Here is an 8,548-nt window from a genome sequence, read left to right as displayed (position 1 = left end):
TGATCCGCCGCGACTTCGGCAGCTCGGCCAGCGCACGCATCACCGTGAACCCATCCGCCACCTGCGGCACTGATGTGGTCATTTCGCTCCTAGATCGTCACGCCCAGCACATCGCTCGCCATCACCCAGCGACAGGGCCCTTGGAACCGCACGCGGCGGGACCTTCGGCTCTCTCAGTTGACGCGTCGGCCGTAATTGCGGTCGAGGGCGACTGCCCAGGCTGCGAGTTGGCGGACCTCGGCGTTGTCGATGACGTAGCCGGCGCACTCGGCGGCGGTCGGGGCGAAGCCCGTGGACGTGACTGTGACCGGAGGCGACTCGCGCTCGATCCCGATCGACACCGCGACATCGAACTGGCTCACCCGGCACGCCTCGCGATCGGCGATCGCCTCGTCGGTGAACGGCGCCGCGAAGCAGCGCCTGCAGGCCGCTAGCACGTCGTTCGTCGTCCTGACATCGTGGAAGACCTCGTGATGGCTGGAGCCGAGGCTGCGCACCGTCACCGCGGTGCCGTCGCCGCCCAACCGTGCATAGCCGGCCGCGATCGCCCCCGCGACACCTACCGGCCACTCCGCGTCTGCGAAGGCGGTCCGGATGGCGGCACCGACGGCGATCAGATCCCGGCCTGCGCGCCACCGACGAAGCTCTCCGCCGATGAAGGGCCGCAGCCGCGCCGACCGAACGAACTCTCGATAGGCCGCAGAGGTCACGGCGAAGCCGGCGGACCCCTCAGGGTCGCGATGCCCCCTAGGCACAAGGCGCACCGGCCGGTCCGGCCAAGTAGTCCTGGACTCGTTCATGGCCGCCCCCTCCGGTCGCGGATGCTCACACCCTCAGTCCATCGCCGGGCGCGATCTCACCCCAGGGCCGAAGGTCCCCGGTCCCTCCTGACCCGCAACGGCGCGGCGGGTCGTTGGTCCCCCGCAACGATGGCCTCCGACTCTGCTCGCTGCGAGGCCGGACGGGCTTCCCTGAAAGCAGACATTCGGAGGTGACGGCCATGTCCGCACAGGTACAACCGACGATCGTGGTAGGGATCGACGGGTCACGCGACGGCCTTCTCGCCCTGGATTGGGCCGCAGACCTGGCCGCCCGAAGGCACTGGGCTGTTCGAGCCGTTCACGTGGCCGACGATGACCGGCCGGGCCAGCCGCTGGTCGCCGTACCGCATCTCGAGGACAGCGCCGAGGTGCTGGAGGACGCGGCGGACGAACTGGCCACGATCGGATTCACCGGCGCGAGCCTCGAGGTCCGGCACGGTCACGCCGCCGAGGTCCTGCTGCACCTGGCCCGTACCGCGCGACTCCTGGTCATCGGCCGACGGGGCGGCGGCGGTTTCGCCGAGTTGACTCTCGGCTCCATCTCACAGGTGTGTACGGCGCTCGCGAGGACGTCGACGGTCGTCGTACCGGACCACTGGAGCCGCGACGACGGTGACTTCGGCATGGTCGTCGTAGGTGTTGACGGCTCGGACGCATGCCAGGCTGCACTCGGATTCGCCTTCGAGTTCGCTGGCGAACGGGGTTCCGAGCTCACCATCGTCCACGTGCCGCGCGCGCCTCAGGACTTCCCGCCTCCCGGCGTCTGGATCGACCCCGAGGACACCCCGTGGTACCACGACGCTCGGCAACTGATCACCGAATCGCTGGCCGGATGGCCGGAGAAGTACCCGGACGTGGAGTTCCGCACCCATTATCGTCCGGGACATCCCGTCCAGGTGCTGGCGCAGCACTCGAAGGCCGCCGACCTGGTCGTCGTCGGAGGTGTCGGTCGCGCCAAGTTCACCGCGCTGCGGCTCGGCTCGGTTTCTCGCGGTCTCCTCCACCACACGCAATGCCCGGTCGCCATCGTGCACACCGACTCGCCCAGCTGACGCTGACCGAAGACCGCGATCGGGTGGGACCTTCGCCTCTGGGAGCCCGGCCCGCGGCGAGGGAGGGTGAAGTTGAAGGAGGCAACGATGACCAAGCGACGAGTGGTGGCAGGCATCGACGGTTCACCGGCCGCGGAGATCGCGATCAGATGGGCCGCGACCGAAGCGGCGGCGCGCGGCGCCGAGCTGCGATTGGTCCACGCGTTCGTCTGGCCCCTGTTCCACCTGCCGCTCGGTGCAAGTGAGGCGGCGCCCGGCCTGCGGGCCGCCGCCGACAGGATCGTCCGAGAGTCAGTCGAGTCGGCCAGGAAGTTCGAGCCCGGGATCACGGTCGAAGGACTGCGGGCCGACGGCTTCCCGGCGCCTGTGCTGATCGAGGCGTCGACGGACGCGGACCTGGTAGTGATCGGAACCCGCGGCCTCGGCGTGACCCTGGGCGCATTGATCGGCTCGACCGGTCTCGACCTCACCGCCAACGCGCACTGCCCGGTTGTCATCGTCCATCCCGGCGAGACGACAGCGACCGAACTGGACGCTGTGCCCGGACCTGTGGTCATCGGTTACGACGGATCGTCGCCCAGCCTGAAGGCATTGGATTTCGGGCTGGAGTACGCCCGACGACACAGCCTGCCGGTGCGCGTGATCGCCGCTCGGCACCTCGCCGACGACGCCGTGCACGACCCCGAATCAGAGCTGGCGGCCCGCGACGGCGGCAGCGATGCCGACATCGTCCGGGTCACCGGCCATCCCGCCGAAGAGATCCTCCGGCTGTCCGCGAACGCGAGCCTGATCGTACTCGGCTCCCGCGGCCGCGGTGGCTTCGCGGGCATGATGCTCGGCTCGGTCAGCCAGACCGTGCTGCACCATGCGACCTCGCCGGTCGCCGTGATCCCGGCCGCCACCGTCGGCGGCTGACCATCCAGAGTTTCGAGACCTTCGCACAACGAGGTGATGACGATGATGATCCGGGACCTGATGACCGCACCGGCGGTCACCGTGACCGCCGAGACGCCGATCGGCAAGGCGCTGCGACTCCTGGACGATCGTAAGATCACCGCGATGCCTGTTGTCGACAAGGGCGGCGTTCTCGCCGGAATCGTCAGTGAGGCGGACCTGGTACAGGACGCGGCATTGCTGAACGACCGCGTTCCCGTCGCCGCAGTCCGCACGACCGCCGAGACGCCGCCTCGCCGGGTGGCCGACGTGATGAGCTACCTGGTAGCCACTGTGGATGCCGAGGACGATCTCGAGGTCGCGATCGACTTGATGTGGTCGACGATGGTCAAGAGCCTGCCTGTGCTCGACAAGGGCCGCATCGTCGGCATGATCAGCCGCAGCGACATCGTCCACCTGCTGGCCGGCCGCGACGACCGGATCCGCACGGAGGTGCGCGAACTGATCGACGCCGAGTGCCCGGACTGGCAGGTGGAAGTCCACGACGGAGTCGTCACGGTCACCGGCCCGTCCGATCCACACGAGTGCAAGCTCGCCGACGTGCTGGCCGGCACCGTCAAGGGTGTCGTCGCTGTCCGCATCCACTGACACGAGGATGCGGCGCAGGGATCCGCTCGCCACCGGCCTGATACACCGAGACCTCGCCGCGCCGTACGCAGCAGAAAGCCCCGCACGTGCGGGCTGCAAAGGTTCGGCCGGTGCGACGTGGTTCGCCGCACCGGCCGGGTTGCAGGGTTCGGCTGGATCAGACCGGGTGACCGGCGTGCCACCAGCCGGCGTGGTCGATCAGCTCGGCGGCCAGAACGACCAGGATCGACCCCATGAAGATCGCCAGCAGCACCTCCGCTGCGGCGGTCTCCGCGAGGGCGAGCGCGACCAGCCCCAGTACCGTGGACAGCATCGCGAGCCCAGTCTCGATCTTGCCGGCGCGATCCCGCTTGTTCCCGCCGACCAGCACCGCGAACGCCACGGCTCCCAGCAGCAGTCCGACCGCGGCCATTCCACGAGCGTCCTGCACGAACGGCACATCGCCGTCGATCAGGTAACCGACATACGGCACGGCGATCGCAGCAACCAGCAGCATCGCGACAAGATCCCTCACCTTAAGCCTCATCAACCTCACCTCCTTCCCTACACCTCCACCGTCGTCCTGCGGGCAGCACCACAGCAGGGTCGAAGTCCTCACGGTGAAGGACCCAAAGGCCCCTGCATCCGCAGGCTCCGGTCCGACATCGTGGCCGGAGGGGGTGAACTCATGTCGCTGAGGCTGAGCGGTGCCAGGCGGCGGCGGGTCGCGTGGGAGGTCGTGGTCATCCTCGCCGGGATCGGCCTGTACTTCGGGGTCCGCGGGCTGATGGAGACGCGGGTCGACCTGGCATACCGCAATGCGGAGCGAATCGTCGAGATCGAGCAGTCCGCCGGCATCTTCACCGAGCCCGGGATGCAGAACGCGGTCGCGCATCACGGCTGGCTGGTCGACGCGGTCAGCTACTTCTACATCTACGGGCACTGGCCGGTGCTCGCGGTCACGTTGCTGTGGTTGATGATCCGGCACCGTGACGAGTACTCACGATTCCGCAACGCCATGCTCATCTCCGGCGCGATCGGACTGCTCATCTTCGCGGTCTTCCCGGTCGCGCCGCCACGGTTCCTGACCGGCTACGGTTTCGTCGACACAGTCACCGAGCAGACCTCGGCCTACCGCGTGCTGCAACCGCCTGCCTTCGTCAACCAGTACGCCGCGGTGCCAAGCCTGCACTTCGGCTGGAACCTGCTGATGGGCATCGCCTGGGCGAGTTTCGGCGGCCATTGGATCGCCCGGCTCTTCGGCTGGCTGATGCCGCCGGCGATGCTCGCTTCGATCGTGCTGACCGCGAACCACTACCTCCTCGACGGCCTGATCGGCGGCGTCATCGCCCTCCTCGCCCTGCTCGCGGCCACCCGTCTCGCCCAACGGCATCGTCGTCGGCCCATGGCGCCGAGAGCAACGGTTGAGCCGGCGGTACGTCCGTCGGCCTCTGACGGAATGTCCACTACGCGTACGCCAGGATGCGGCAGCCAGGAACCGTAGCTATTGTCTGACCCGTCAGGTACTCGGCAGGCCGCATCCAACCCCTCACGCTCCGTTGTCCCGAGTGCCCGGAAGGAGCCCTCCGTGCCACTGGGACCTGGGCGCATCGCACAGCTCTGGCGGATCGCCCGCGCGATCCTCACCCACCGCGTCACTCACATCACCGCGCTATTGGCCGCCGTCGGCCTCTCCCTGTGGAACGTCGACCGCGTCCCACAGACAGCGGTGCTGCCCGCGATCGCGGGCCTGCTGCCCTTCGCTATCGGCAAGTACGTTCTCTGCCCACTACGGTGGCACGCGCTCTCGACCAGCGGCCGCTCGCGGCGCTGGCACCTCCGTGCCTACGCGGAGAGTGAGGTCCTCGGCCTCGTTTCCCCGTGGCACGCCGGCGCCGACCTGTGGAGAGTTCATCGGCTGGAGCGCGTCGGCGTACGGCGGACCGCCGCGGTGTCTGAGGTCGCGCTGGACCGCTTCGTCGGCGCGATAGGGCTGATCCTCGCTGTCGCGATCTGCGGCGTCGCGATGCCATTGGCCGTACTCGCCGTCGCTCTGGCAGCCGCGGCCGTCGTACTGGTGGTGGCCCTGCTCGTGAACCGCCGGCGACCGGGCTTGACCGGACGCTGGCCGTGGCCATCACCGAAGGTCTTCGCGCTCGGGGTGCTGCTGTCCGTCGGGTATCAGACCACGATTCTCGGCCTGCTCGTCGGAGCCATCCACGCGGTCGGCGACTCGGTGTCACCCGTCCAACTCGTCGCCGTTTTCGGAGCCAGTCAACTCGCAGGCGTGCTGCCCGGAGTCCACGGAGCGAGCCCACGCGAGGGAGCCCTGGTCGCCGGCCTGGCCTCCATCGGCGTCTCGTGGTCAGCCGCCTTCGGAGCCGTCGCCCTGACAGCGCTGCTCTATTGGATCCCGGCTCTCCTGGTGGGCGGGGGCTGCCTCTTCCTGCGCTGGCGCGGCTGGTTCACCGAACCGTCGCCGGGTACCTCATGACGCATCAGTTGGTCGTTGCACACAGGGCCGGGAACGACCTGGACACGCTGCGGACCGCACTAACAGCAGGCGCAGACCTGGTCGAGGCCGATATCCATGCCTTCCGGCGGCGCCTCGAAGTACGCCATCTCAAGTCACTCGGACCGTGGTGGCTCTGGGACCAGGGCATCTTCGTCCGCCGCCGCGACACCCACATGCTCCACCTGGAGGGCCTGCTTGAGGCGGCGAACGGCGACCCTCGTCTGCTTCTGGACCTGAAAGGCGTCCACCCGAGACTCGCGAAGCGCCTGGCCGCGGCCATCCCGGCCGGCACGGTCACCATCTGCACCCAGCACTGGTGGATGCTCAACGCCTTCCGCGACCGCCCGCACGTTCGCCTGGTGCTGTCGGCCGGCAGCCGCCGCGCCCTGCGGCGCCTGCGGAAACGGCTACGCACACGCCCGGCCTACGGCGTCTGCATCCACCGCCGACTCCTCACCCCCGACCTCGTCACCGAACTCCACCGCCACGCCGCCCTCGTCTTCACCTGGCCAGTCGACACGGACCAAGCCCTCCGCCACGCCCACCACCTCGGCGTCGACGCCGTCATCGGAAAGAACCTCTCGCTGCTCCGCCCAGACAGCGTTGGCGACTAGAAGCGTTCGGGGGACATGGTGATGGCGCCGCTGGGGGCATTCGGGCGGCGCAGTGGCCGCAGCCTTTGCAGAAGTCGAGGTCGATCTCGTACTTGCCGTTGCCGAGCTTGATCACTGCGTTGTCCGGGCAGACGCCGATCAGGGCCGGCCTGGCCCCCGTTGTCGGTGATGGTGACGCTTCCGGATGCAGTTCAAGGGCCACAGGACCCGCTCGACCATCTGCCCTGCGGTATGAGGACCTCCGGCACTGTGTTGCGGCTGCCTCGCACCACAGGCTGGGTCGAGAGGGCCGCGCATCCGCGGCCTGCGGAGGTGACGCACGATGAAGCGAGTCAGTCCCCATCGACAGATCCTCCAAGCGAGCCTGGTGTTCACGACCGGATGCCTCGTGCTCGGCGTGGGGGTTGGCCTCGGCCCGCCGTACCTGGTGAAGGCGGGCTTCCATCTCATCACCATCATCGGACTCGCGATTCTGGCGGCCGGTCTGGTCCTGCTCGCTCTCGGGGGTGTGACCTTGGTGCGCGCGGCCCGGAGTTGGCGCCGCCTCCTGCTGGTTCCTGCCCTTCTGGCTGCGGTAGCCATCGCGCTGCTGTCGATCGGTCCGGCGGTGGGGGCAACCAACGTACCGCCCACGACGGTCGGGTTGGCCACTCCGGCGAACCACGGCTTGGCCTTTACCGAAGTCAAGTTCAGGACCGTTGATGAGGTAGCTCTGGCCGGCTGGTACATCCCGTCCGGCAACCACGCGGCCGTGGCTTTGCTCCACGGCGCCGGCTCGACTCGTTCGAACGTCCTCGAGCACGCTGTCGCGCTGGCGCATCACGGGTATGGCGTCCTGCTGTTCGACGCGCGTGGTCATGGCCGCAGCGGCGGCCGCGCCATGGACTTCGGTTGGTACGGAGACGAAGACGTCACCGCGGCCGTGTCGTTCCTTCAGACGCAACCGGACGTCGACGACGACCTGATTGCCGCGGTCGGATTGTCAATGGGCGGTGAGGAGGCGATCGGGGCCGCGGCAAGCGACCGGAGGATCCGGGCTGTCGTCGCCGAGGGCGCCACCCATCGAGTACCCGCTGATCGGGAGTGGCTGTCCGACGAGTTCGGCTGGCGCGGCGGCCTTCAGGAGGGTCTGGACTGGCTGACCTACGGAATCGCCGACCTGTTCACCCCCGCTGATCAACCGCCGGCATTGCGCGATGCGGTGGCTGCGACCGCGCCACGGAAAGTGCTACTGATTGCCGCAAGCAACCGTACCGACGAAGGAGACGCGGGCCACTACATCCGATCCGCGTCAGCCGGCACCGTCGAACTATGGATCGTCCCCCACACTGGACACACCGGCGCTCTGAATACCCATCCGCGCGAGTGGGAACAGCGGGTCACTACCTTCCTCGCGACCGCCCTCCACCTCGAAGGCAACAAGACCTTGCCCTGACCACCACGAAAGTCCTGGCCACGTCCCTTTATTGCTTGGGCTGCTTCGGGCGGGGGATCGAGATGATGGTCCAGCCTGCGGCGAAGATGACGACCAGGAGGACGCGGAGCCACTCCGACCATCCGCTGGTCCAGACGGCAGTGCCGAGCACCCAGGGGAAGCACAGGAACCAGACCACGAGCTCGGCGACGATCGGCAGATCCCGGATCGAGCTCGCCAGCGCGTCGAGCCGGTCGGAGCGCAGCAGAACGAAGAAGATGATCCACATCCCGACCATCCAGACGAACCACAGCTTCGAGCCCATGGTTGCCTGACGCGGTTGGGAGGCGGCAACTGTGCCGGAAGGCTTCGGAGATTGCTCGGACATGGTGACTCCCCTCTCCGTCGGCGAGTCCGCAGCTCATCGCGGGCCTGCACCATCTCGACGGTCTCCCCTCCCCGCCATGGGTGTCACGGGCCGTTCGGCCTGTTCGTCAGGGCCTTCATCGGCAACCGGCTAGATGTACCGGGACAAGACGTTGGTGGCAGGTGAGTTGGGGTTGACGTGAGGAGAACCTCCGGTTGGGGTGTGGCTTGTCGAAGGCTTCACA

Annotated in this window: 10 protein-coding genes; 7 read left to right on the top strand and 3 right to left on the bottom strand. The window is 68.1% G+C overall.

What is annotated here, in order from left to right:
- Positions 1 to 173: 173 nt before the first annotated feature.
- Positions 174 to 755: a PEP/pyruvate-binding domain-containing protein gene (locus tag AB0I34_RS43865; RefSeq protein WP_360458608.1), complete on the bottom strand. Its 582-nt coding sequence runs from the start codon at positions 753 to 755 to the stop codon at positions 174 to 176.
- 245 nt (positions 756 to 1,000) lie between these two features.
- Between AB0I34_RS43865 and AB0I34_RS43860 the strand changes: the two genes are divergently transcribed.
- The 3 genes from AB0I34_RS43860 (at position 1,001) to AB0I34_RS43850 (ending at position 3,415) form a co-directional block, all read left to right on the top strand.
- Positions 1,001 to 1,873, top strand: a complete 873-nt coding sequence (locus AB0I34_RS43860; protein WP_360458605.1) for a universal stress protein — start codon at positions 1,001 to 1,003, stop codon at positions 1,871 to 1,873.
- A gap of 87 nt (positions 1,874 to 1,960) precedes the next feature.
- Positions 1,961 to 2,788, top strand: coding sequence for a universal stress protein (locus tag AB0I34_RS43855; RefSeq protein WP_360458602.1), 828 nt, complete (start codon positions 1,961 to 1,963; stop codon positions 2,786 to 2,788).
- Between the two features lie 42 nt (positions 2,789 to 2,830).
- Entirely contained in the window at positions 2,831 to 3,415 is a 585-nt protein-coding gene (locus AB0I34_RS43850; protein ID WP_360458599.1) for a CBS domain-containing protein, read from the top strand.
- A gap of 157 nt (positions 3,416 to 3,572) precedes the next feature.
- Here the strand turns inward: AB0I34_RS43850 and AB0I34_RS43845 are convergent, their stop codons facing one another.
- On the bottom strand, positions 3,573 to 3,929 hold the full coding sequence (locus AB0I34_RS43845) for a hypothetical protein (protein WP_360458597.1): 357 nt from the start codon (positions 3,927 to 3,929) through the stop codon (positions 3,573 to 3,575).
- Between the two features lie 153 nt (positions 3,930 to 4,082).
- Between AB0I34_RS43845 and AB0I34_RS43840 the strand changes: the two genes are divergently transcribed.
- The 4 genes from AB0I34_RS43840 to AB0I34_RS43825 all read left to right on the top strand — a co-directional run bounded on the left by AB0I34_RS43840 (position 4,083) and on the right by AB0I34_RS43825 (position 7,958).
- On the top strand, positions 4,083 to 4,898 hold the full coding sequence (locus AB0I34_RS43840) for a phosphatase PAP2 family protein (RefSeq protein ID WP_360458594.1): 816 nt from the start codon (positions 4,083 to 4,085) through the stop codon (positions 4,896 to 4,898).
- Between the two features lie 84 nt (positions 4,899 to 4,982).
- Entirely contained in the window at positions 4,983 to 5,888 is a 906-nt protein-coding gene (locus AB0I34_RS43835; RefSeq protein ID WP_360458591.1) for a lysylphosphatidylglycerol synthase domain-containing protein, read from the top strand.
- On the top strand, positions 5,885 to 6,523 hold the full coding sequence (locus AB0I34_RS43830; RefSeq protein WP_360458588.1) for a glycerophosphodiester phosphodiesterase: 639 nt from the start codon (positions 5,885 to 5,887) through the stop codon (positions 6,521 to 6,523). Before AB0I34_RS43835 ends, AB0I34_RS43830 begins: the two co-directional genes overlap by 4 nt.
- A gap of 508 nt (positions 6,524 to 7,031) precedes the next feature.
- Positions 7,032 to 7,958: an alpha/beta fold hydrolase gene (locus AB0I34_RS43825; RefSeq protein WP_360458585.1), complete on the top strand. Its 927-nt coding sequence runs from the start codon at positions 7,032 to 7,034 to the stop codon at positions 7,956 to 7,958.
- A gap of 28 nt (positions 7,959 to 7,986) precedes the next feature.
- On the opposite strand, the gene AB0I34_RS43820 is transcribed toward AB0I34_RS43825, so the two are convergent.
- Entirely contained in the window at positions 7,987 to 8,325 is a 339-nt protein-coding gene (locus AB0I34_RS43820; RefSeq protein WP_360458582.1) for a hypothetical protein, read from the bottom strand.
- Positions 8,326 to 8,548 lie beyond the last annotated feature (223 nt).

The sequence above is a fragment of the Kribbella sp. NPDC050281 genome (assembly GCF_040655855.1).
Taxonomy (GTDB): domain Bacteria; phylum Actinomycetota; class Actinomycetes; order Propionibacteriales; family Kribbellaceae; genus Kribbella.
The sequence above is the reverse complement of the archived record's forward strand: the minus strand, read 5'-3'. Positions and strand labels throughout refer to the sequence as shown.

Bases quoted from the DNA above. Each gene is read 5' to 3' on its own strand.
- AB0I34_RS43830 (WP_360458588.1), top strand. From the start codon at position 5,885: ATGACGCATCAGTTGGTCGTTGCACACAGGGCCGGGAACGACCTGGAC.
- AB0I34_RS43820 (WP_360458582.1), bottom strand. From the start codon at position 8,325: ATGTCCGAGCAATCTCCGAAGCCTTCCGGCACAGTTGCCGCCTCCCAA.
- AB0I34_RS43850 (WP_360458599.1), top strand. From the start codon at position 2,831: ATGATGATCCGGGACCTGATGACCGCACCGGCGGTCACCGTGACCGCC.
- AB0I34_RS43860 (WP_360458605.1), top strand. From the start codon at position 1,001: ATGTCCGCACAGGTACAACCGACGATCGTGGTAGGGATCGACGGGTCA.
- AB0I34_RS43840 (WP_360458594.1), top strand. From the start codon at position 4,083: ATGTCGCTGAGGCTGAGCGGTGCCAGGCGGCGGCGGGTCGCGTGGGAG.
- AB0I34_RS43855 (WP_360458602.1), top strand. From the start codon at position 1,961: ATGACCAAGCGACGAGTGGTGGCAGGCATCGACGGTTCACCGGCCGCG.